The organism is Traorella sp. mt218, from assembly GCF_055420025.1.
Map to the genome: position 1 here is coordinate 170,206 of NZ_JBVAYM010000001.1, position 22,094 is coordinate 192,299.

Below are 22,094 nucleotides of genomic sequence, written 5' to 3' on the forward strand. Positions count from 1 at the left end.
TTATGAATCAGCAAATCTATCAGGATCAGGAAATTCATGAAGAATGTGGGGTCTTTGGTGTCTTCAATGTCGATAAGGCAAGTGAGCTTACCTATTATGCGCTTCATGCCATGCAGCATCGTGGCCAGGAAGGCTGCGGCATCGTTTCGACAGACGGTGAGAAGCTGTATGGACATCGTGGCATGGGACTGGTCAAAGAAACCTTTCATGAACAGGAGCTTAGAGCCTGCAAGGGAAATGTTGCGATCGGACATGTTCGTTATTCAACAGCCGGAGGCAGTGGTCCCAATAATGTTCAACCGTTCATGTTCAATCACTCAACAGGTGATTTTGGATTATGTCATAACGGAAATATCGTAAATTCTAAACAGATTCGTGAAAAGCTGGAAAGAAACGGTTCCATCTTTCAGTCAACGAGCGATACCGAAATTCTCGCTCATCTTGTAAAGAAGAATGCGACTCGTTCAAGACTTGAATCGATCAAGGAAGCTTTGAATATTCTGATTGGCGGTTTTGCATTCCTGATCATTACCAAAGATAAATTATATACCATGCGTGATAAAAATGGTCTTCGTCCGCTTTCGATCGGTAAGCTGCAGGACGGCTATGTGATCAGTAGTGAAACATGTGCGTTTGATGTTATCGGTGCGGAATTTATCAGAGATGTCTTGCCGGGAGAAATCGTTACTTTTTCAAAAAATAAAGTATCTTCATGCTTTTATACGGAAGATACCTGCAGTAAGATTTGTGCGATGGAGTATATTTATTTTTCAAGGCCTGACAGTGATATCTGTGGGATCAATGTCCACGCTTCACGAAAGATGGCAGGGAAGGTATTGGCTCAGGAAGCACCTGTGGATGCCGATATCGTAATCGGAGTACCTGATTCCAGTTTGAGTGCGGCAGTTGGTTATGCGGAAGAGAGCGGTATTCCTTATGAGGTAGGCTTGATCAAAAATAAATATATGGGAAGGACCTTTATTGAACCGAGTCAGGAATTGCGTGACAAAGGTGTTCGTATGAAGCTTTCACCGGTCAGAAGCATCGTTAAGGGCAAACGGATCATCTTGATCGATGATTCGATCGTTCGTGGTACGACTTCGACAAAGATCGTAAAGATGCTTCGTGATATGGGAGCCAGCGAGGTACATATGAGAATTGCTTCTCCGCCTATGATCTCTCCTTGCTTCTATGGTGTGGATACGAGCACTTATGATGAACTGATCAGTGCCTTCCACAATGTCGAAGAGGTAAGAAAGATCACGGGCTGTGATTCTTTGGCATTTATTTCAATGGAAGGTTTGAAACGGGCCATTGGCTTGAATGATATGTGTATGGCATGCTTCAGCGGAAATTATCCGACAGAATTATTTGATTCGATCAAGGATGCCAATAAGGAAACAAAATTCTAGGAGGATATATGAGCGAACAATATAAGAGTGCCGGAGTAGATCTGGAAGCAGGCTATGAGTCTGTGGAACGAATCAAAAAACATATTTCTGCGACCCATCGTTTAGGTGTGATGGGAAATATCGGTTCCTTTGGAGGATTGTTTGATTTAAGCGCCTTGCATTATAAAAATCCCGTGCTGGTCAGTGGTACGGATGGTGTCGGAACAAAACTGAAGCTGGCATTTATGATGGATAAGCATGATACGATCGGTCAGGATGTCGTGGCAATGTGCGTCAATGATGTTCTGGCGCAGGGAGCCCAGCCTTTGCTTTTTTTAGATTATATTGCCGTTGGTAAGAATCATCCGGAAAAGATCGAGGCCATCGTGAAGGGTGTCAGTGATGGCTGTGTCTTGGCAAATTGTGCTTTGGTCGGCGGTGAAACGGCCGAAATGCCGGATATGTATGATGAGGATGAATATGATGTGGCCGGTTTTACCGTTGGTGTTGTCGAAAAGGATCAGATCATCGATGGTTCAAAAACGAAGGCAGGTGACGTTGTCATCGGTTTAGCAAGCTCAGGTGTTCATTCGAATGGTTTTTCATTGGTGCGCAAACTTATTTTCAAGGATCATGATCTGGATTTATCAAAGACTTATGAGGGACTTTCTCAATCGCTTGGTGAAACTTTGTTAACGCCGACACGCATTTATGTGAAAGCAGTCAGCGAAGTATTCAAAAAGGTTGATGTGCATGGGGTTGCTCATATTACCGGTGGTGGTTTCCATGAAAATATGCCACGCTGTTTGAATAAGGGATTAGGCATTGAAATTGAAAAGGGCAGCTGGGAAGTATTGGAAGTCTTCCGCTTCTTACAGAAGCTTGGCAATATTGAAGAAGATGAGATGTATCATGTATTTAATATGGGTATTGGTATGATCCTTGTCGTGGATGAAAATGATGTTGATGCAGCTTTATCCGTTTTAAAAGATATGGGTGAAAAGGCTTCAGTGATCGGTAAGGTCGTCGATCAGGAAGGAATTTCATTCAAATGAAAAACATAGCTGTTTTCGCAAGTGGTACAGGAACGAATTTCGAAGCCATTCAGAAAGCGATCGAAGATCATAAACTAGAAGCATCAATCGAATGTGTCGTTGCCGATCATGTAGACGCGAAGGTCGTTGAAAAAGCCCGAAAGAAAAATATTGAGGTCTTTGCCTTTGATCCAAAAAGCTATCCTTCGAAAAAGGATTATGAAAAAGAAATCGTTGCGCTGCTTGAACGAAAAAATGTGTCTTTGATCGTACTGGCAGGTTATATGCGTTTATGTGGTGAAGTGCTTTTAAATGCCTATGAAGGAAAAATTATCAATATTCATCCATCGCTCTTGCCGGCATTTAAAGGAAAGGATGCGATCGGACAGGCGATTGATTATGGTGTCAAGGTCATGGGTGTTACGATTCATTATGTGGACAGCGGCATGGACAGCGGCAAGATCATTGCCCAGAAAAGCTTTGATGTTGAAGAAAATATGAACAGAGAGGAAATTGAAGCATCTATTCATGCGATTGAACATGTGCTTTATCCAGCTGTGATTCAAAAATTATTGGAGGAAATGAAATGAAAAAGCGTGCTTTAGTAAGTGTAAGTGATAAGACAAATCTGATTCCTTTTGTGAAAGGATTGGTTGAATGCGGCTATGAGATCATTTCTACAGGCGGAACCTATAAGGTGTTAAAGGAAGCAGGAATTGATTGTTTGGGGATTGAAGAGGTTACACATTTTCCGGAAATTCTGGATGGACGTGTCAAGACATTGCATCCGATGGTTCATGGAGGATTGTTGGCAGTCCGTGATCTGGAAAGCCATCAAAAACAATTAAAAGAAAATCATATTGAAACGATTGATCTTGTTTGTGTCAATCTTTATCCATTCAAGCAGACGATTTCTAAAGAAGGCTTTACACATGCCGAGGCCATTGAAAATATTGATATCGGCGGACCTAGCATGTTAAGAAGTGCCGCAAAGAATCATGCATATGTCACAGTAGTTTGTGATGTGAAGGATTATGATCAGGTTTTAAAAGAAATCAAAGAAAATGGTGATACGACTCTTACAACCCGCCAGCGTTTAGCAGCGAAGGTTTTCCGTACGACAGCCAGCTATGATGCTTTGATCGCCCAGTATATGAGTGATTATGTCCATGAAGAAAATCCTGAAACATTGACGATGACCTTTGATTTGAAACAGACATTGCGTTATGGTGAGAATCCACATCAAAAAGCAAGCTTTTACAGTGAGATGTTTACGACACCTTATTCGCTTTGTTCTGCAAAGCAGCTGCATGGCAAAGAGCTTTCATATAATAATATTCAGGATGCAAATGCAACGTTAGAGATCTTGCGTGATTTTGAAGGAAGCAGTGCAGTTGTTGCGGTCAAACATATGAATCCATGTGGCATTGGTGTGGCCGGAGATCTTTATACTGCCTGGAGAAAAGCTTATGAGGCTGATACGACAAGCATTTTTGGAGGTATCGTTGCTTTTAATGAAACTGTTACGGTACAGATTGCGGAAGAATTAAGCAAGATGTTCTTAGAAATTATTTTAGCGCCGGCTTTTGAAGAAGAAGCTTTTGAAATTTTAAGCCGTAAGAAAAACATTCGTCTGATGACTTTCACAAAAGAAGCTCAGCGGGAATATGTACGCAAGTTTGTTTCGGTGAGCGGCGGCGTTTTGGTTCAGGAAACCGATCGTGCCGTGACGACAGCCAAGGACTGCAAATGTGTTACTGAAAAGCAGCCGACAGAAAAAGAAATGGAAGATCTGCTGTTTGGCTTCAAGGTTGTAAAACATGTGAAATCAAATGCGATCGTGATCGTCAAGGATGGTCAGACATTAGGTGTCGGTGCCGGACAGATGAACCGTGTGGGTGCGGCGAAGATTGCTTTGGAACAGGCCGGTGAAAAAGCACGTGGTGCGGTATTGGCCAGTGATGCTTTCTTCCCGATGGATGATACGGTCAAGTTAGCCAGTGAATATGGTATCAGCGCCATCATTCAGCCGGGCGGATCGATCAGAGATGAAGACTCGATCAAAGCCTGCAACGAGAATCAGGTATCGATGGTGTTTACGGGCAAACGCCATTTCAAACACTAATGGCTAAGGTGTTGGTGATCGGCAGTGGCGGACGTGAACATGCTCTTTGTTATAAGTTTGCTCAAAGCCCGTATGTTGAGCAGGTATATGTTGCCAGTGGCAACGGAGGCATGGACGATGTCGCAACTGTTGCAGATATCGATATCTTAGATTTTGAGAGCCTGATTGCCTTCGCAAAAGAAAATAAGATCGATCTGACTTTTGTAGGTCCGGAGATTCCTTTATGTGCAGGAATTACAGATGCTTTTCAAAAAGCAGGGCTGAATATTTTTGGACCAACAAAGGCGGCAAGCCAGTTGGAAGGAAGCAAGTGCTTTGCCAAGGATATGATGCATAAATATAATATTCCGACAGCCAAGTATGCCAGTTTTGATGACTATGAAAAAGCAAAGGCTTATCTATCCGCTCAAAAATGCCCGATCGTTTTAAAAGCCGATGGGCTGGCAGCCGGAAAAGGAGTCATCATCGCTTCTACGATGGAAGAAGCCCAAAACAGCTTAAAAGATATGATGTGCAATGATTTATTTAAAGATGCCGGGACTTCTTTGGTCATTGAAGAATACCTTGAAGGAGAAGAATTTTCACTCTTTGCTTTTGTTAATGGCAAGGATGTTTATCCGATGCAGATCGCTCAGGATCATAAGCGTGCCTTTGACCATGATCAAGGTTTAAATACAGGCGGTATGGGTGCTTATACACCTGTGGCTCATATTCCTCAAAGTGCTGTTGATGAAGCGATGGAAAAGGTGATGAAGCCTATTGCAGAAGCGATGGTTTTAGAAGGAATGCCTTATCAAGGTGTCCTTTATGGCGGCTTTATGCTTACGGATGAGGGTGTCAAAACGATCGAGTTTAATTGCCGTTTCGGTGATCCGGAAAGTGAAGTAGTCTTACAGGCGATGACAAGTGACCTGTATCAGACGATCGTGGATGTCATGGCTCATAAAAAACCAATCATTACATTCTCCAAAGATGCTTTTTTAGGTGTTGTATTGGCAGCTGAAGGATATCCGCAGAGCTATCAGAAAAATATCGATCTAAGTGATCTGACATTGACCTCACCGGCATGTTTCCATATGGGAACCAAGAAAACAGATAAGGGTCTTGTTTCAAGCGGGGGAAGGGTACTGTTCATTTCACAGAGTGCGCCTACTTTAAAAGAAGCAAAACAGAAAACCTATGCTTTGATAGAAAAGATTCAAAGAGAAGGCTTATTTTATCGAAGTGATATCGGAGATCGTGAATTATCGAAAGAAACTGCTTGACAGTTTCTTTTTTTTAATGAATCGTTTATAATAATCAAAGGTGATAACATGAAAAGAATTTTAAGAAATATATTACTTGTTTTATGTATCGGTGTATTTTGTTTTTCACTCTATAAAATCGTTACTTATTACTATGAAGGTTATCAGTCAGAAAAAAGAATCGGTGAGCTGCTTTCACAGGTAAAAGAAGATGATGGCAGGACGATGAGCTTTGTGGAAAAATATGGAGATCTTTTGAAGCAGAATAGTGATATGATCGGGTGGATCACCATTGAGGATACCAAAGTCAATTATCCGGTCATGCAGACGCCCGATGATGAGGAATTTTATTTGAGAAGAAATTTTGATAAAGAGTATGAATTTAGAGGAACTCCTTTTGTCAATGCAAATGCCAATCTTCAGGATGAGGATGACAATATGATCATTTATGCACATAACATGGATGATGGCACGATGTTTGGTGATCTCAGGAAATTTACTGATTATAATTTCTATGAAACGCATAAGACGTTTGAATTTGATACGATTTATCATAACTCAACTTATGAGATCTTTGCGGTATTTAAAACTGTGGATGATCCGGATCATGAGCTTTATATCGATTACTATACTTTTTTCAATGCTGAAGATGAAGAAAGCTTTAATGAACAGATTCAAAAATATAAGCGGGCTGCTTATTATGATACAGGTATCACACCTCAGTATGGGGATAAGCTGTTGACCTTGTCAACCTGTGAGTATTCAAATGATAACGGACGCTTGGTGGTTGTCGCAAGGAAGGTGAACTGATATGAAAAAAGGTGATGTAATTGAATATACCGATGAACATCAAAATGGCAGGGAGATATTCAATGAAGTGTATATCATGCGGTATGCAGATAAAAGAGCAAAATATGAATGGAATCTATTTTTATATGTCCAGCTGTTGATATTTGTATTAGCGATGATCTTAAATTATTTCTTTACGTCCTATATGCCTTACATTCTTGCCGCAACGATCGTTCTGTTTATTATCTGTTATTATATGAACACGAAAAAAAGAAGAGAAATGCTGGCAAAGGGGCGGATCAAGAAGGTTCGTTTGACTAATGCTCAGCGAGGTGTTCATGGTTATATGACGATCAAGCCGGCTACGGCTTATGAAATCATGAAGGAGGACTGCCTGGTCATTGAAGTCAGTATGCGTGAATATTATGATGAAATGCATGCACCAGAAGCGATTTCGATCCCTTTGGAGATCCTTTCTGATAAGATTGATGAGATGGGTCTGGATGTCAATAAGACGATCCTTGTATATGGCCGAGAAGAAGAAAAAAGTAAGCAGGGTGCACAGCTGTTGGCTGATAAAGGATTTAAAGATGTTTATGCGTTTGGCTCGATCATGGATTGGCCATATGATGTTGTTTTACAAGAAGAAAATGAGGCAAGTCTTGCATGATTTGTCTTTTTTTTATAGAAAAAGCGAACAAATCACAAGGATCTGTTCGCTTTGAGCAAGCTAGATGACAGTGACATCACTTGCCTGTGGTCCGCGTTCTTTTTCAACAACTTCATAACTGACGGTCTGACCTTCTTCTAAAGTCTTGAAACCTTCAGAATTGATAGCTGAGAAATGAACAAAAATGTCTTTGCCTGTTTCGTCTGTGATGAATCCATAGCCTTTTTCAGCATTGAACCATTTTACTTTTCCAGTTTTCATCGTTGTACCTCCTTACCCGAACAAGAAGCACACTCAAGAATTTAAATATTATTATTGAGTTCATACCTTTACTGCTAGCTTTTTTGATAACGTAAAAAATATTGCTTTTATTCAATTTAATTATGACAGTTGTCTAATCAATTGTCAATTGTTTTCTTTTGTTGTGAAAAAATGTGATTTATCGGGATGACTTGAAATCGTGGAGAAAGAAACATACAATATAGCTGACAACAAGGAGGTTCTTATGAACGTTGCGTTTTTTTTAAGACCTAAATTCCAGGTCGTATATATGTATGAAAATGACAGTATCCGGGCAGGACTTGAAAAGATGAAGTATCATGGTTATACTTCGATCCCGGTGATCAATGAAAAAAATGAATATGTGGGTACGGTATCTGAGGGTGATTTTTTATGGTATCTGGTCGATGAAAATGATGATCAGCTGCATAAGACAAATATGAAAAGTGTTGAGGATACGAAAATCAAGGATATTTTAAGGGCGGATAAGAATCCAAGCATTCGTATTACGGTGGGAATCGAGGAACTTTTGACGCGTGCGATGCGACAGAATTTTGTTCCTGTTGTGGATGATTCAAATGTATTTATCGGAATCGTTACAAGAAAAGCGATCATTGAATATTTAGTGAATAAGCATGATTGAAAAGAGGATAGTTTTTGATTATAATAGATTTATGATTCGTAAAGCTGTAAGAAATGATATTGATGAAATGATAAGGATCATTGATCAGGCCAAAGCTTATTTGAAAGAGCAGGGGGTTGATCAGTGGCAGGATGGCTATCCAAATAAAGAAGTGCTTTTGGAAGACATCAAGCAAGGTTATAGCTATGTCTTAGAGGATGGACCTATTCTAGGTACGATGTGCTTTAAGGTTGCAGATGATCCCGATTATGTAAGAATTGATGGTAAATGGCTGTGTGAGGGCTCTTATGGGGTCATTCACCGCATTGCAATCGATGACAAGTATAAGGGTGAGGGAAGAGCCAGGGAGTTTTTAGAGTATGCGATAAAAGCTTGTAGAGAAAGTCATGCTGTTAGTCTGCGTATTGATACGCATCAGGATAATCATTCAATGAGAAGATTTCTTGAGAAGAATGGTTTTATTGAATGTGGAATGATCTATATTGGCGGTGTGTCACCGAGAATTGCTTATGAAAAATGTGTTGAGTACTGAAAGGTACTCTTTTAAAGTGTTTTCTTTGTGAAATATCATGAATTATCGTGAACAATGTATAGGTATTTGTAGGAGAATATGGTAAAATATTGGGGAGTAGATGGAGGAAATTATGGCAGATAAGATTATTGTTTTGGATTTTGGCTCACAGTATAACCAGCTGATTGCAAGACGTATTCGTGAGTTTGGAGTTTATAGTGAATTACATCCGCATACGTTAACCTTGGAACAGATCAAGAGTTTTGAAGATGTAAAGGGTATCGTGTTTAGCGGGGGACCGAATAGTGTTTATGAGAAGGATGCGTTCATGTGTGATCCGGCTATTTTTGACAGTGGGATTCCTATTTTGGGAATTTGTTATGGAATGCAGATGATCCATTATATGAATGGCGGGCATGTAAAGGCTTGTGAAGCAAAGGAATATGGAAGATGTGAGATTACGATTGATACCGATTCTTTGATTTTTAAAGGCTTGCCTAAGAAACAGACGGTATGGATGAGTCATGGTGATCAGGTGGATAAGCTTGCAGATGGGTTTGTAAGAGATGCTTCGAGTGATACTTGTTATTATGCTGCGACAAGTAATGAAAAGAAGAAGATCTATACGTTGCAGTTTCATCCGGAGGTGCGTCATTCAGAGTTTGGAAATGAGATCTTGAGAAATTTCGTATTTGAAGTCTGCCATGCAAAGAATAATTGGTCGATGAGTTCTTTTATCGAGATGCAGATTGCAAAGATCCGGGAACAAGTCGGTAATGACAAGGTGCTTTTAGGTTTGTCCGGCGGGGTTGATTCTTCGGTAGTTGCCGCTTTGTTACATAAGGCAATTGGTAATCAGTTGTATTGTATGTTTATCGATCACGGTCTTTTAAGAAAAGGTGAAGCGGACAGCGTTATGGAAGTATTTGGACGTGAAATGAACCTGAATCTTGTGAAGATTGATGCGAAAGAGCGTTTCTTATCAAAGTTAAAGGGTGTTAGTGATCCTGAACAGAAGCGTAAGATCATTGGAAATGAGTTTGTGTATACTTTTGATGAAGAAGTGAAGAAGCTTGTTGAAGGGGAAGATATTAAGTGGCTGGCTCAGGGGACTTTATATACGGATGTGATCGAGTCAGGGACAAAAACGGCTCAGACCATTAAATCACATCATAATGTTGGTGGTCTTCCAAAGGATATGCAGTTTCAGTTGATTGAACCTTTAAATACGTTGTTTAAGGACGAAGTAAGAGCGCTTGGAAGCGAATTAGGCCTTCCGGATGAAATGGTATGGAGACAGCCTTTCCCAGGTCCAGGACTTGGTATTCGCATTATTGGAGAGATTACAGAAGAAAAGCTGATGATGGTGAGAGAATCTGATGCTATTCTAAGAGAAGAAATCAAGAAAGCTGGATTAGATCGTGAAATCTGGCAGTATTTTACAGCACTTACAAATATGAAGTCAGTAGGTGTCATGGGAGATCAGCGCACCTATGCTTATGCCGTTGCGATTCGTGCAGTAACATCGATTGATGGTATGACAGCGGACTGGGCAAGAATCCCATATGATGTCTTAACGATCGTATCAAATCGTATCGTAAATGAAGTTCCTCATGTAAATCGAGTAATGTTAGATATTACATCGAAGCCTCCTGGAACGATAGAGTTTGAATAATCCACACAATCATGAGAAGCCAGTATTTATGCGGGCTGCAAGCAAATTTGCTTAGTGATTGGCAACAAAATGGCAACATTTTGTGATTATTCAAAAGATATAAATTTTATTTCATAACGTATATAAAGAAACCTTACTGATTTTCAGAAGTAAAAAACTGAATATCGGTAAGGTTTTTCTAGTCTCTTCTTTTATTTTTCTTTTTTAGTCAATTCTTTTACGAGGTAATCACTCAGCTCCTGAGATGGTACCTTGGCACGTTTCTGGTAAGTATCCAGTTCCGGGTACTTATATCTCCATTCATCATATTCTTCCTTGCTGATTTCACCGTTTTCCAGTTTGTCAGCTTGTTCCATCCATGCACGAAATATTTCATCGACAGATGAGCCGGGAGCAGATATGGAAGAGTCAAGGCAGAGATGAGGTTGTCCATCTACATTTTTTACCTTTAGACCATACATATCTTCCAGTGCAAATAGTGTATGCATCAGACCTATGTGAGTATCAATATCTGGAACTGTTAAGGCATGAGTATTGATATCAAAGATCTGAGACATTTGTTTTACAAGATCAATCTTAGGAACTCTGGCTTCAGATTCATACTGAGCCATGCGGACATCTGAGGTTTTTCCTTTGAATCCCAGTTGTTCTCCGAGTTGTTTTTGTGTCATGCCTATGCGGTTGCGAAAATATTTGATACGTTGTCCGATTGCCATTTTTGTTTGCCTCCTTATAGTGGTCATTCGTGTTGCCATAATTAATTGTGATAGAAAATAAAACAATTCTGTTTAGGTTCAGTATAGCATGAGCAATTTCGGATAGCAAGAAGAACTTAAACAAAAAAATTTAATATTCGCATAAAATTGCTTGACTTAAATCAAAATGTTTAGTATCATGCAAATATAACAACTTAAACAAATTTCGTTAAGATAGAGGGGAGGGATGCGATGTGACGAACAGAACTTTTATGACAGTAGAAGAAGTTGTAGCGGAACTGGGAGTTTCCAAGTCTTATGCTTATAAGATTGTCAAACAGTTAAATGATGAATTACAGAAGCTGGGTTATCTTACGGTAGCTGGCAGAGTAAACACCAATTATTTCCGCAAAAAAGTATGTTACAGCGAAGTGTAAGAGAGAGGAGAATTTGTATGAGTATTTACAAAGATAATGTCACTGGGAAGTGGCGAGTGGTTTATCGGTATACCGACTGGACAGGGAAAACGAAACAGACTTCAAAACGAGGATTTCCTACGAAGCGAGAAGCGCAGATGTGGGAACACGAACAAATGTTAAAGCATGATGCAAAACTGGATATGACTTTCGCAAGTTTTTATGAAATTTATGTAGAAGATAAAAAGGAACGAATCCGGGATAACACATGGGGAACTAAGAATAATATTGCCAGAACAAAAATTCTTCCATATTTTGGGGAGAGAAAGATTGCAGAAATTGAACCAAAAGATGTGATTGCATGGCAGAATCATTTGCTTGCATTTAAGAGAGCGAATGGAAAAGGGTATTCTGCTTCATATCTGCGGAAAATCCACAGCCAGTTAAGTGCCATTTTCAATCATGCAGTTGATTTTTATCATTTGCCTTCTAATCCGGCACAGAAAGCTGGAAATATAGCAATAGAGGAATATAAGGAAATGTTGTTCTGGACGAAAGAAGAGTATTTGAAATTTGCAGATGTGATGATGGATAAACCAGTTTCTTACTATGCTTTTGAAATGCTTTACTGGTGTGGTATCCGTGAAGGAGAGTTGCTTGCCCTGACACCAGCGGATTTTGACTTTACAACGCATACACTGCGAATTAACAAATCATATCAAAGATTAAACCGGGAAGATGTGATTACCCCACCAAAGACATTTAAAAGTAACAGATTTATCAAGATGCCACAATTTATATGTGATGAGATGCAGGATTATATGGGAATGCTTTACGGTCTGAAGGAAGACGAAAGAATTTTCACAATTTCCAAATCTTATCTGCATCATGAAATGAACAGAGGATCAAAAGTGTCTGGGGTGAAGCGAATTCGTGTGCATGATTTGAGACATTCCCATGTATCGTTATTGATCAATATGGGATTTACGGTATTGGCAATCGCAGACCGAATGGGACATGAGAGCATTGATATCACTTACCGATATGCACACCTGTTTCCAAGTGAGCAGACGCAGATGGCAGAACAACTGGATATTGAAAGGATGGAAAAATCAAATGGAGAAGAATCTGGACAGTAAAGGAAGATGGAGAAACAAAATTGTAGCATTCCGGGTATCACCGGAAGAAGCAGAGCAGATTGATGCAAGTGTCCGATTGTCTGGGCTTAGTAAGCAGGACTATATCACAAAACGATTAACTGATCGGGAAATTGTAGTACAGGGAAATCCAAGAGTGTATAAAGCATTGCGAAATCAGATGGCAGAGATTTATGAAGAATTGAAACGTCTGGAAAAATGCGGTGAGGAAAACGAAGAGTTGCTGAGTACCCTGAGATTGGTCGCAGAGACATTGTATGGATTGAAAGGGGATAATGAATGACAGAAAAAGAAAAAATGACTGCTCCGATTGCATCTGTTGGCGCAGATGTGGAACAGTCATCAAGTAATAAATTAACCAACCAAAGTATAGCAGATTTGCCCGGTAAGGGCAATCTGCAAGCCACAAATAATGCGGAAAATATAGCAAAATCAGCAAATAAAAAGAATCCAGATGATCTGGAAACAGTTTCTATGATGGAATTATACGATACTGCATATCCACCAAAATTGCCGATTGTAGATGGACTTCTGTATAACGGAACTTATCTGTTTGTTGGTTCGCCGAAAATTGGAAAATCATTCTTTATGGCACAGATCGGGTATCACATCAGTAAAGGACTTCCATTGTGGGGCTTTTCAGTCAGACAGGGAACGGTTCTGTATCTGGCATTGGAAGATGATTATGCAAGGTTGCAAAAGCGGTTATCACAGATGTTTGGAATGGAAGGCAGTGAGAATTTTTATTTCGCTACAAAATCAAAATCGCTCAATGACGGACTGGAAAGGCAGCTTGTAACATTTGTGACGGAGCATAAAGACGCAAGACTGATTATCATTGATACTCTTCAGAAAGTGCGTGAGGTTGGTGGAGATAAATTCAGTTATGCCAGTGATTATGAGATTGTAACGAAGCTGAAAGCATTCAGTGATAAATATGGTATCTGTTTTCTGGTTGTGCATCATACAAGGAAAATGGAATCTTCAGATAGTTTTGATATGATTTCTGGCACGAATGGATTGCTTGGAGCTGCGGATGGAGCATTCGTCATGCAGAAAGAAAAACGGACAGATAATAAGGCAGTTCTGGAAGTGGCAGGGCGTGACCAGCAGGATCAGAAACTGTGGTTGAACTTTAATCGGGAGAGATGTGTCTGGGAACTTACTAAGACAGAAACAGAACTTTGGAAAGAACCAGAAGATCCAGTGTTGGAAAAAATCAAAGAACTTGTAACAGAAACTACGCCAGAGTGGTCAGGAACAGCGACAGAGCTTGTGGAAGTATTGCAGGTGGAAATGCAGCCGAATGCATTATCACGAAAATTAAATGTCAGCCTGGAACGATTGATTCTGGAATATGGAATCCAGTATAAAGCGGAACGAGGACATGATGGAAGAAAGATCAGATTAGCCTTTGTTGGAAAACAAGCGTGACGATATGTGACGGTTGTGACGGTATTTTATATAGCGTGTCGGTAGTGAAAATATCGTCACTGTCGTCACGACCGTCACGGAAAGGAGAAACATGGAAAGAAAATCACAGGTGCAGATACCAAAAGATTTATTACTGGCATTGTTCCAGTATCATCTTGCCGGGAATGAGGAATATCTGCCGGAGATAGAAAAAGCATTGATGGAAAAATTAGACAGTATGGTAAAACGTCAGTTATATACAACATTCAAAACAGCACCAACCGAGGAAGAACGGGAAAAGGCAAGACAAGAGTATTTGGATAAGTGTGGAATGCATGAGAACTTTCGTTGGTAAAGATTCTGCTTGATGACCTTATGACAGGAGCGTGCCACGCACCTGTACATAGCAAACAAAGAGAAGGTCTGTAAGGTGTAGCCGGTAGTTGATTGGCGAAGAAAAAACTTTTCAAAAGGGGGCCCTGATTCAGGGCGTCCCTGCGGAAATGATAAATGAAGGGAGAATGACACCATGAGAGAAGGAAGATTAGGTTACAACAGTTATAACAAAAGATATGGATTATTGTCATCAGACTTATGGATTGATCCAGGATTTCACTGCGGAGAATGTCTGGAAGTTCTAGTTGATGATCAGTGGGTAAAAACCCGAATGGAAATGAATCTGTCGAGAGAATGGTATTTGGTTGGAACACCGTATTGCGGAGATCTGGAGTATGTACAGGCAAGGATACCGGAATAAAGCAGACAGATAGAGAAATAGCCGATTGGTTGTTAGTGATAAAAATAAGCCCGGATACGGGCTGAAAAAAGAGGGCAGATACGCCCAAAATAAAAAGCTAAAGCCAAACTATAGCAGAGGCGTGAAGCATCTCACAAAGCCCTCGGCGTTTGAGAGCGAAATACACCCATCGCACAAACTTCGTTTATGCTCTGCGTATTTCGCCCTTGCAGGGGGCTATTATAGCCGGAAACGGCAGTAAGTTCCTAAACGGATGCAATGCACCCACTCACAAATAATATGGCAGAATTAACTTTGCCAAAGACAAGGAGGAAGTGCCTATCGGAAGAAATTCATTTATTCAAATGACAAAACTAAGCAATGTAAAAGGCAGGATCACTTATATATCCAGTCATGCAAAACAGGAAAACCTCTATGCGGTTTATGAAACTACAGAACGGAAATTTTGGCGGGAACTTGCAAAATGTAATCAGGAAGAATTTGTAAAAAGCGGGACAGAAGGAAAATGCATTGAGGCAAGAGAATTGATCATTGCATTACCAGAGAGTTTTACAGAATATCAGCCGGATAGATTACTACAGCTTTTTACAAATCATTTTAAACAAAATTACGGAGCGGAGTGTATTGCTGCTTTGCACCACAATAAAAGAAAAACAAATTATCACATTCATCTGATTTTTGCAGAACGGAAGCTATTGGATGAACCAATCATTAAAACTGCCAGTAGAAATATGTTTTATGATGAAAATGGAAAACATGTCCGAACCAAGAAAGAGATACTGGGAGAAGATGGTGAGATACGAGAAGGTTGCCGCATTGTGAAAAAAGGTGAGGTCTATGAAAAAAAGCTGTTTACAGCGAAAGATGAACGATTTAAGAGTAATTCATTTCTGGATGAGGCAAAGCATTCGTATACAGATTTAATCAATATTTATGTGCAGGATGAAAGCCAGAAGTTACAGGTATTTGAGCGTGGCAGTGTGTATCTTGCAACAAAGAAAATTGGAAAAAATAATCCGAAAGCACAGGAAATAGAAGCGGATAATCAAAAACGCCGAGAATGGAACAGAGCTGTTGATATGGCATTGATTAGTGGAGTGCCGGAACCGAAGATAATGGAAGTGAAGTGGAAAGAAATCACGGAGCCGATCAGGGAATCAATTGCCCGGCGTGGAAACAGACCACGATTATTTTCCAGAATTGTAACAGTGGCGGTTGAGGCATTGGAGTTTTTGATAGCAAGTGTGCTGTTTAAGAAATCCAGGGAAGTGCAAAAACAGACAGAGCAAACGGAAACTGAACACCCAGAGCATGTTGCTGAAAATAGCATGGCAGCAGTCAAGACAACAAAAGAAGAAAAGGCAGAACCGGAACAACCTAAAATGACGAGGCTTGCATCAAAGTATCCGAAACTATTTAAAGTGAATAAAGAACTAGAAGAACAAAATGGTGCAATTCAACAGAAACAAAAACAGCTTTCCGCAAAGAAGAAAGAACTGTCAGAGGTCACGGGATGGTTTAAAGGAAGAAAGAAAAAAGAATTGCAGAAAGAAATTGATGAACTGAAAAGCCAGATCAGAGATATGAAAGATTACCTTCCAAGGATTGTGCAGAAGATCGGTTATAGAAGTGTACAGGATTTTTTTAAGGATTTTAAGACTTCTCAAACTGAGTATAGTCAGTATCGAACTGCAATAGAAAAATGGAAGAAAGAAACAGGAAAAGAGCCAGTAGCGCATGGTATTAGGGCGAAGCTGGCAGAAAAGAAACAAGAAATGCAGAATGAACAGAAAAATAAACAGCATACCCGTAGTCAAAACAAAGATCGGGGAGCAAGATAGGAGGACAATCATGGAGAAACACATTATGGGAGAAAATGGAATCAGTTATACTTTAGGAGAGGACGGTCTGTATTATCCAGACCTGTACCTCCCTGAAGAGACAGAGTATCCGATTGGAAAGTATGGAATGCTGAGAAAGTCATATTTGCAGGAGCATCGGAAAGGATTATATCTGGAGTTGGTGCTTGCCGGGAAGTTGAATGAGCATTTGCATCAGATTGATGAGGAGTGTAATCAGATGCTGGACAGACTGGTAGTGCAGATGAAAGAAGTGCATGGAGTGACGGAAGAACTGAAGATGCAGGATCAGATGGCATGGGTTGGGAGAATGAATAATATCAGGGCTTGTGCGGAGGAGATTGTGATTCATGAGATTATAATCAATTAGACTTAAAGAGATAGCACTCAATTCAGAAATATAAAAAAATAGATGTTATATCCATAAAAATAGATATAACATCTATTTTTATGGACGCATTGTTGACGGAGGAAAGAAATAATGTTATACTAAACAGAACGTATATTCGAAAGAAGAGAGAGGTAAAAGATGGCAATTTCATATAACGGACTGTGGAAAATTCTAATTGATAATGGAATGAAAAAAGGGGATTTAAAACGAAGAACAGGGATTAGCAGTGGAACAATTGCTAAAATGACAAATGGGGAAGCAGTAACTTTGACTGTTTTAGAAAAGATATGCAATGAATTAAATTGCGATATTGGTGATTTGGTTGAAATTGACACTTTTAATGATAAAAAAGTAGGGGAGGAAAAGAATGGAAAAAGATAGATTACTTAAACTTGTAGAAGCTTATCAAGAACATTTTAAACAATATAATAGACCAGATTACAATGAGACAGAAGTACGTAATGATTTTGTAAATCCATTTTTTGAAATATTGGGATGGGACGTACAAAATAAAAAGAATTTGCCACAGCATTTAAGAGAAGTAAAGCATGAAGCATCGGTCTTTGTAGAGGAAAACGGAAAACAAGTAAAAAAGAAGCCGGATTATGAATTTCATGTGGGATCTACACCGTATTTTTTCCTAGAAACTAAAAAACCTAATGTAGATATTATGACAAGTAAAGAGGCAGCATTTCAAACTAGACGATATGGTTGGAATGGAAATCTTGAAATATCTGTATTATCAAATTTTACAGATTTGGTTATCTATGATACGTCGGTAAGACCGGAAGAGAATGATAAACCTTCGGTTGCACAAGTTGCTCATTTCCATTTCACGGAATATGTGGATAAATTTGATGAAATATCCAGATTACTTTCGTATGAGACTGTAATTTCAGGAGATTTTGAAAAGACATTTGCAAATATATCTAGCTCATTAAAGAAAGAACCATTTGATAAATATTTTTTATCCCAAATAAAAAAATGGAGATTGGTATTAAGCAAAGATATTATTAAGCATAATTCTATAGTTAAACAAGGGACATTAAATATTTTTGTCCAGAAATTGATTAATCGAATTGTATTTTTAAGAATATGTGAAGATCGAGAATTAGAAAAATATGAAAGTCTTAAAAATATAGGCACATATGCAGAGTTAAAAAGAGTCTTTGTAGCAGCAGATAAAAAGTATGACTCTGGATTATTTGAATTGATTGAGGCAGAACAGTTTGAAATATCGGATAGCATACTCGTTGATATTTTTAAAGAGTTATACTATCCGAATAGTTGCTATGAGTTTAGCATAGTTGATCCATTTATTATCGGACAGATTTATGAATTATTTTTGGAAGAAGAAATAGTAATTAAAGATGGAATTGTGGTTGCAGAAAGAAAACCAGAGATTGTGGATTCTCAGGGTGTAGTAAATACACCTAAAAATATTGCAGATATTATTGTGAAAACCACATTGGCACCATTATTTTCTGATGAAAAATTTACAGAATGGGATAGTTATAGAATTGCAGATATTTGCTGCGGTTCTGGAAACTTTTTGCTTTCTGCATATGAATTTATTATAAATCGTTATATTGAGTATTATATGAAAAATTCTTTAGATATGGCGATACAAAAAGGATTGCTTATTAGTGATGTGGGAAATAACTTTAAGTTGTCATATGAAAAAAAGAGAGAGATTTTACGGAATAATATATGGGGAGTAGATATTGATATTTTGGCGGTAGAAGTTGCTAAGTTTAGTTTGCTTATAAAACTCATAGAAGATAGCTCTCTATATGAAATGGAAAGTTTTGCGAAAAACAATAACTGTCGAATTTTACCTAGTCTAGATAACAATATTAAAAATGGGAATAGTCTTGTAGACGAAAAATACATAGAGTTTAACTCTAATATATTGAATGATCCGGAAATGGTTGAAAAAATTAAAATATTTAATTGGGAAAACGAATTTGCAGGAGAAAAATTCGATGCAATTGTAGGAAATCCTCCGTATATTCGGGTTCAGAATATGGTGCATTTTTCTGAAAATGAATATGAATATTATAAATCTGCCGTTTCAAAATATGAAACGGCAAAATCAGATTTATTAGATAAGTATTTTTTATTTATGGAAAAAGGACTGCAATTATTGAAACCAAAAGGGAAAATGGGATATATTATTCCACATAAATTTATGCTTATCAAGTCTGGTACTTCTTTACGAAAATTGTTATCAGAGAAAAAATATGTTAAACAAATAATTCACTTTGGAACAGAACAGGTTTTTAAAGGAAGAAGTACGTATACGTGCTTATTGTTTATTGAAAAAAATGAGAGGAAAACATTTGAGATTGGTTTTGTTAAAGATATTAATCGGTTTTATGCAACAGAATCAGCTGAAATGAAAGAATATCCTATCGAATATCTTAGCGCAGCACCATGGACTTTTTTGTCCAATGAAATAGTGCAAACTTTGGAAAAGAAGAGAGACAAATGTCAGCCGTTGGATTCCTTAGCTGATATTTTTGTAGGTTTGCAAACAAGTGCAGATCCAATATATATTATTGAATCGAAATCAGAGAAAAACGGTTTTATAAAATTTATTGATTGTAACGGAATAGAACAGGAAATAGAAGCTGCAATTACTAAACCGTGCATTTATGATATGCAATTAGAAAAATATGCAAAAATCGAGGAAAATAGAAGAATTATTTTTCCATATTATCAAGAGGGAAAGAAACAGGTATTATATTCGATAGATGAAATGAAACAATTGTTCCCTAAGACTTTGAAATATTTTGAATCCTTTAAAGAAGAGTTGTGTAAACGTAGTATCAATAATATGTCAGGGAATAATTGGTATCAATTTGGCCGGAGCCAAAGTCTAAAGAGATTTGTAAAAGGAGAACATTTAGTTTGGTCAGTTTTGGCAACTCAAGGAAATTATGTATATGATACTAAAACAATTTGTTTTACCGGTGGAGGAAATGGACCATTTTATGGATTGGAAAAGAAAGATGATACGAAAGAATCACTATTTTACATCCAAGCAGTATTAAATTATTGGATGATAGAGATGATTGTAAAGAGCAAAGCAAGTAAATTCCGAGGAGATTATTATTCGCATGGAAAACAATTTGTTGCGCAGCTACCAATCTATAGAATTAACTTTGATGATTCAAATGAAGTGAAAATTCATGATGAAATTGTTGATACAGTTAAGAATCTTATGAAATTAAAAAATAAGAGAGATGAACAGCAGACAAAACCTCAAAAAGAAACATATGAGAGATTGATTCAAATAGAAGATAACAAATTGGATGGATTAATTTCAAAATTGTATGGAGCCGAGAATTGTAGACGAGAGGATTTAGATGAAGAGTAAAAAAAGTTTTGATAAGCTTCGTGGGGGATATTACACCCCACAAGCTATCACAGAATTTATTTGTAAGTGGATAATAAATAAGAATACAAAAAATATATTAGAACCAAGTTGTGGAGATGGAAATTTTTTAAAAGCTATAGTAGAAAGGCAAGAAAAGCTAAATTTAAATTTAGATATTACAGGAGTAGAATTGTGCCTTGATGAAGCAAAGAAAGCAATGAGATATGGTACGAATGTTGAATGTCAAGATTTTTTTGCATTCTATAGAGATAAGGTTACAGGAAAGAGTAACTATGATGCAATTGTAGGAAATCCACCATTTATTCGCTATCAAGACTTTGATGAAAAATCGAGAGATATTGCATTTTTTTACATGAAAGAAAATGGATTTCATCCGACAAAATTAACTAATATCTGGTTGCCCTTTTTGATTTTGTCTTGTTTAGCATTAAGTGAAAATGGAAGATTGGGGATGGTCATTCCAGCAGAACTATTTCAAGTAAATTACGCAGGAGAAACTAGAGAATTTCTAGCACGATATTTTGACAGATTAACATTAATTACTTTTCAGAAATTAGTTTTTGAAGAGATTCAACAAGAAGTGATTTTGTTATTAGGAGAGAAAAAATCCGAAGATAAGGGAATTCAGGTAATTGAATTAAGTGATTTGGATGATTTAAAAGAGCTTGATCTTAATAATTTCTACAACTATGAAATAAAAGAACTTAATCATAGTACAGAAAAATGGATTAAATATTATTTGACAAACAAGGAAATAAAATTAATTAGGCAATTAAGAGAGTGTGAAAAGATACCGTTTACCACAGAGTTATTCGAAATAAATGTGGGATTAGTAAGCGGAGAAAATGCATTCTTTTTGTTGAACAGGAATACAGTTGATGAGTATCAACTTGCTAATTCAACTCGTATGGTTATCGGGAGAACAGAGCAATTAAAAGGTGTTATCTTGTCAGAACGTGATTTTAAGACATTGATTGAAAATGGGAAAAAAGTATATATGTTTATGCCTAAAAATTTGCCTTTTTCAGAACTTAGTAAAGCAGAACAGGAATACATTAATTATGGTGTAGAACAAGGATATAATAAAGGATATAAATGCCGAATAAGAAAAAATTGGTATTGTGTTCCGCAATCCTGGGAACCAGATGCTTTTATTTTAAGGCAGGTTAATCGTTATCCACGAATTATATTAAATCATGTAAATGCTGTAAGCACAGATACAATTCATAAAGTACGTTTCTTAGATGGAGTTAATCCTGAGTTTGTAGCAGCCGCTTTTTTAAATTCTTTTACATTGGCATTGGCAGAAATAACAGGAAGAAGTTATGGTGGTGGAGTGTTAACATTTGAACCGGGAGAAATACGTCAGTTAAAAATTCCAATGAAGAATGCAGAAAAGCTAGATGTTAATAAAATAGACAAACTAATTCGAGATGACAGGATTGACGAAGTATTGGATTATACAGATCAAATATTGTTGATAGAAGGCTTGGGATTAACAAAATATGAAGTTGATACATTAAGAAATATATGGACAAAATTAAGTAATCGCCGGATTGGAAGAAAAGAAAAAAGTATTTCGTGAAAAAAGAGTACAAATTGCCTTGCAATCCATGAATTAAAATAATGACAGAGGTTAGAT

General features: G+C 37.9%; 23 protein-coding genes. 21 read left to right on the forward strand and 2 right to left on the reverse strand.

All coding sequences use genetic code 11. The features are described from left to right. The first annotated feature begins 2 nt into the window (after positions 1-2). The 7 genes from purF to ACZYT3_RS00950 are packed head-to-tail and all read left to right on the forward strand — an operon-like array spanning position 3 to position 7,253. The gene (gene purF, locus ACZYT3_RS00920) at positions 3-1,412 is read left to right on the forward strand and encodes an amidophosphoribosyltransferase (protein ID WP_464087340.1); all 1,410 of its coding nucleotides are present in this window, start codon (positions 3-5) and stop codon (positions 1,410-1,412) included. An 8-nt stretch (positions 1,413-1,420) separates the two neighbouring features. Further along, positions 1,421-2,446: a phosphoribosylformylglycinamidine cyclo-ligase gene (purM, locus tag ACZYT3_RS00925; RefSeq protein ID WP_294561778.1), complete on the forward strand. Its 1,026-nt coding sequence runs from the start codon at positions 1,421-1,423 to the stop codon at positions 2,444-2,446. Continuing rightward, positions 2,443-3,015, forward strand: coding sequence for a phosphoribosylglycinamide formyltransferase (gene purN, locus ACZYT3_RS00930; RefSeq protein ID WP_464087341.1), 573 nt, complete (start codon positions 2,443-2,445; stop codon positions 3,013-3,015). The genes purM and purN overlap by 4 nt, the downstream gene beginning before the upstream one ends. Further along, the gene (gene purH / locus ACZYT3_RS00935) at positions 3,012-4,550 is read left to right on the forward strand and encodes a bifunctional phosphoribosylaminoimidazolecarboxamide formyltransferase/IMP cyclohydrolase (RefSeq protein ID WP_464087342.1); all 1,539 of its coding nucleotides are present in this window, start codon (positions 3,012-3,014) and stop codon (positions 4,548-4,550) included. The genes purN and purH overlap by 4 nt, the downstream gene beginning before the upstream one ends. Continuing rightward, on the forward strand, positions 4,550-5,815 hold the full coding sequence (purD, locus tag ACZYT3_RS00940; protein WP_464087343.1) for a phosphoribosylamine--glycine ligase: 1,266 nt from the start codon (positions 4,550-4,552) through the stop codon (positions 5,813-5,815). The genes purH and purD overlap by 1 nt, the downstream gene beginning before the upstream one ends. Before the next feature lie 48 nt (positions 5,816-5,863). Beyond that, positions 5,864-6,604 (forward strand): class B sortase, encoded by a 741-nt coding sequence (gene srtB / locus ACZYT3_RS00945; RefSeq protein WP_294561774.1) that lies wholly within the window; start codon positions 5,864-5,866, stop codon positions 6,602-6,604. Between the two features lies 1 nt (position 6,605). Further along, entirely contained in the window at positions 6,606-7,253 is a 648-nt protein-coding gene (locus tag ACZYT3_RS00950) for a rhodanese-like domain-containing protein (RefSeq protein WP_464087344.1), read from the forward strand. A gap of 60 nt (positions 7,254-7,313) precedes the next feature. Here ACZYT3_RS00950 and ACZYT3_RS00955 read toward each other — a convergent pair whose 3' ends face one another. After that, the gene (locus ACZYT3_RS00955) at positions 7,314-7,514 is read right to left on the reverse strand and encodes a cold-shock protein (protein WP_294561772.1); all 201 of its coding nucleotides are present in this window, start codon (positions 7,512-7,514) and stop codon (positions 7,314-7,316) included. A 244-nt stretch (positions 7,515-7,758) separates the two neighbouring features. On the opposite strand from ACZYT3_RS00955, the gene ACZYT3_RS00960 reads away from it, so the two are divergent. From ACZYT3_RS00960 to guaA, 3 genes are all read left to right on the forward strand, one after another. Further along, positions 7,759-8,175 carry a CBS domain-containing protein gene (locus tag ACZYT3_RS00960; RefSeq protein WP_464087345.1) on the forward strand — a complete coding sequence of 139 codons (417 nt, stop codon included), beginning with the start codon at positions 7,759-7,761 and terminating at the stop codon, positions 8,173-8,175. Further along, the gene (locus tag ACZYT3_RS00965; RefSeq protein WP_464087346.1) at positions 8,168-8,707 is read left to right on the forward strand and encodes a GNAT family N-acetyltransferase; all 540 of its coding nucleotides are present in this window, start codon (positions 8,168-8,170) and stop codon (positions 8,705-8,707) included. The genes ACZYT3_RS00960 and ACZYT3_RS00965 overlap by 8 nt, the downstream gene beginning before the upstream one ends. Positions 8,708-8,819: 112 nt before the next feature. Continuing rightward, entirely contained in the window at positions 8,820-10,361 is a 1,542-nt protein-coding gene (guaA, locus tag ACZYT3_RS00970; protein ID WP_464087347.1) for a glutamine-hydrolyzing GMP synthase, read from the forward strand. A 191-nt stretch (positions 10,362-10,552) separates the two neighbouring features. Here the strand turns inward: guaA and ACZYT3_RS00975 are convergent, their stop codons facing one another. Then, the gene (locus tag ACZYT3_RS00975) at positions 10,553-11,077 is read right to left on the reverse strand and encodes a helix-turn-helix domain-containing protein (RefSeq protein WP_464087348.1); all 525 of its coding nucleotides are present in this window, start codon (positions 11,075-11,077) and stop codon (positions 10,553-10,555) included. 233 nt (positions 11,078-11,310) lie between these two features. Here ACZYT3_RS00975 and ACZYT3_RS00980 point away from each other — a divergent pair, with 233 nt between their 5' ends. The 11 genes from ACZYT3_RS00980 to ACZYT3_RS01030 all read left to right on the forward strand — a co-directional run bounded on the left by ACZYT3_RS00980 (position 11,311) and on the right by ACZYT3_RS01030 (position 22,037). Then, the gene (locus ACZYT3_RS00980; RefSeq protein WP_464087349.1) at positions 11,311-11,493 is read left to right on the forward strand and encodes a LysR family transcriptional regulator; all 183 of its coding nucleotides are present in this window, start codon (positions 11,311-11,313) and stop codon (positions 11,491-11,493) included. A 17-nt stretch (positions 11,494-11,510) separates the two neighbouring features. After that, positions 11,511-12,611: a site-specific integrase gene (locus ACZYT3_RS00985; protein ID WP_215725337.1), complete on the forward strand. Its 1,101-nt coding sequence runs from the start codon at positions 11,511-11,513 to the stop codon at positions 12,609-12,611. After that, complete coding sequence (locus tag ACZYT3_RS00990) at positions 12,589-12,912, forward strand: plasmid mobilization protein (RefSeq protein ID WP_227159815.1); 324 nt, start codon at positions 12,589-12,591, stop codon at positions 12,910-12,912. The genes ACZYT3_RS00985 and ACZYT3_RS00990 overlap by 23 nt, the downstream gene beginning before the upstream one ends. Continuing rightward, entirely contained in the window at positions 12,909-14,063 is a 1,155-nt protein-coding gene (locus ACZYT3_RS00995; RefSeq protein ID WP_464087350.1) for an AAA family ATPase, read from the forward strand. Before ACZYT3_RS00990 ends, ACZYT3_RS00995 begins: the two co-directional genes overlap by 4 nt. Positions 14,064-14,154: 91 nt before the next feature. After that, the gene (locus tag ACZYT3_RS01000; protein ID WP_055284201.1) at positions 14,155-14,397 is read left to right on the forward strand and encodes a hypothetical protein; all 243 of its coding nucleotides are present in this window, start codon (positions 14,155-14,157) and stop codon (positions 14,395-14,397) included. Positions 14,398-14,571: 174 nt separating this feature from the next. After that, positions 14,572-14,799 (forward strand): DUF5348 domain-containing protein, encoded by a 228-nt coding sequence (locus ACZYT3_RS01005; RefSeq protein ID WP_464087351.1) that lies wholly within the window; start codon positions 14,572-14,574, stop codon positions 14,797-14,799. A gap of 314 nt (positions 14,800-15,113) precedes the next feature. Beyond that, complete coding sequence (locus tag ACZYT3_RS01010; protein WP_464087352.1) at positions 15,114-16,640, forward strand: coiled-coil domain-containing protein; 1,527 nt, start codon at positions 15,114-15,116, stop codon at positions 16,638-16,640. 10 nt (positions 16,641-16,650) lie between these two features. Beyond that, positions 16,651-17,028 (forward strand): TnpV protein, encoded by a 378-nt coding sequence (locus ACZYT3_RS01015; protein WP_117598402.1) that lies wholly within the window; start codon positions 16,651-16,653, stop codon positions 17,026-17,028. A gap of 159 nt (positions 17,029-17,187) precedes the next feature. Next, entirely contained in the window at positions 17,188-17,430 is a 243-nt protein-coding gene (locus tag ACZYT3_RS01020; protein WP_117598401.1) for a helix-turn-helix domain-containing protein, read from the forward strand. Continuing rightward, complete coding sequence (locus ACZYT3_RS01025) at positions 17,417-20,431, forward strand: Eco57I restriction-modification methylase domain-containing protein (RefSeq protein WP_371286759.1); 3,015 nt, start codon at positions 17,417-17,419, stop codon at positions 20,429-20,431. The genes ACZYT3_RS01020 and ACZYT3_RS01025 overlap by 14 nt, the downstream gene beginning before the upstream one ends. Continuing rightward, entirely contained in the window at positions 20,421-22,037 is a 1,617-nt protein-coding gene (locus tag ACZYT3_RS01030; protein ID WP_464087353.1) for an N-6 DNA methylase, read from the forward strand. Before ACZYT3_RS01025 ends, ACZYT3_RS01030 begins: the two co-directional genes overlap by 11 nt. Positions 22,038-22,094: the final 57 nt, after the last annotated feature.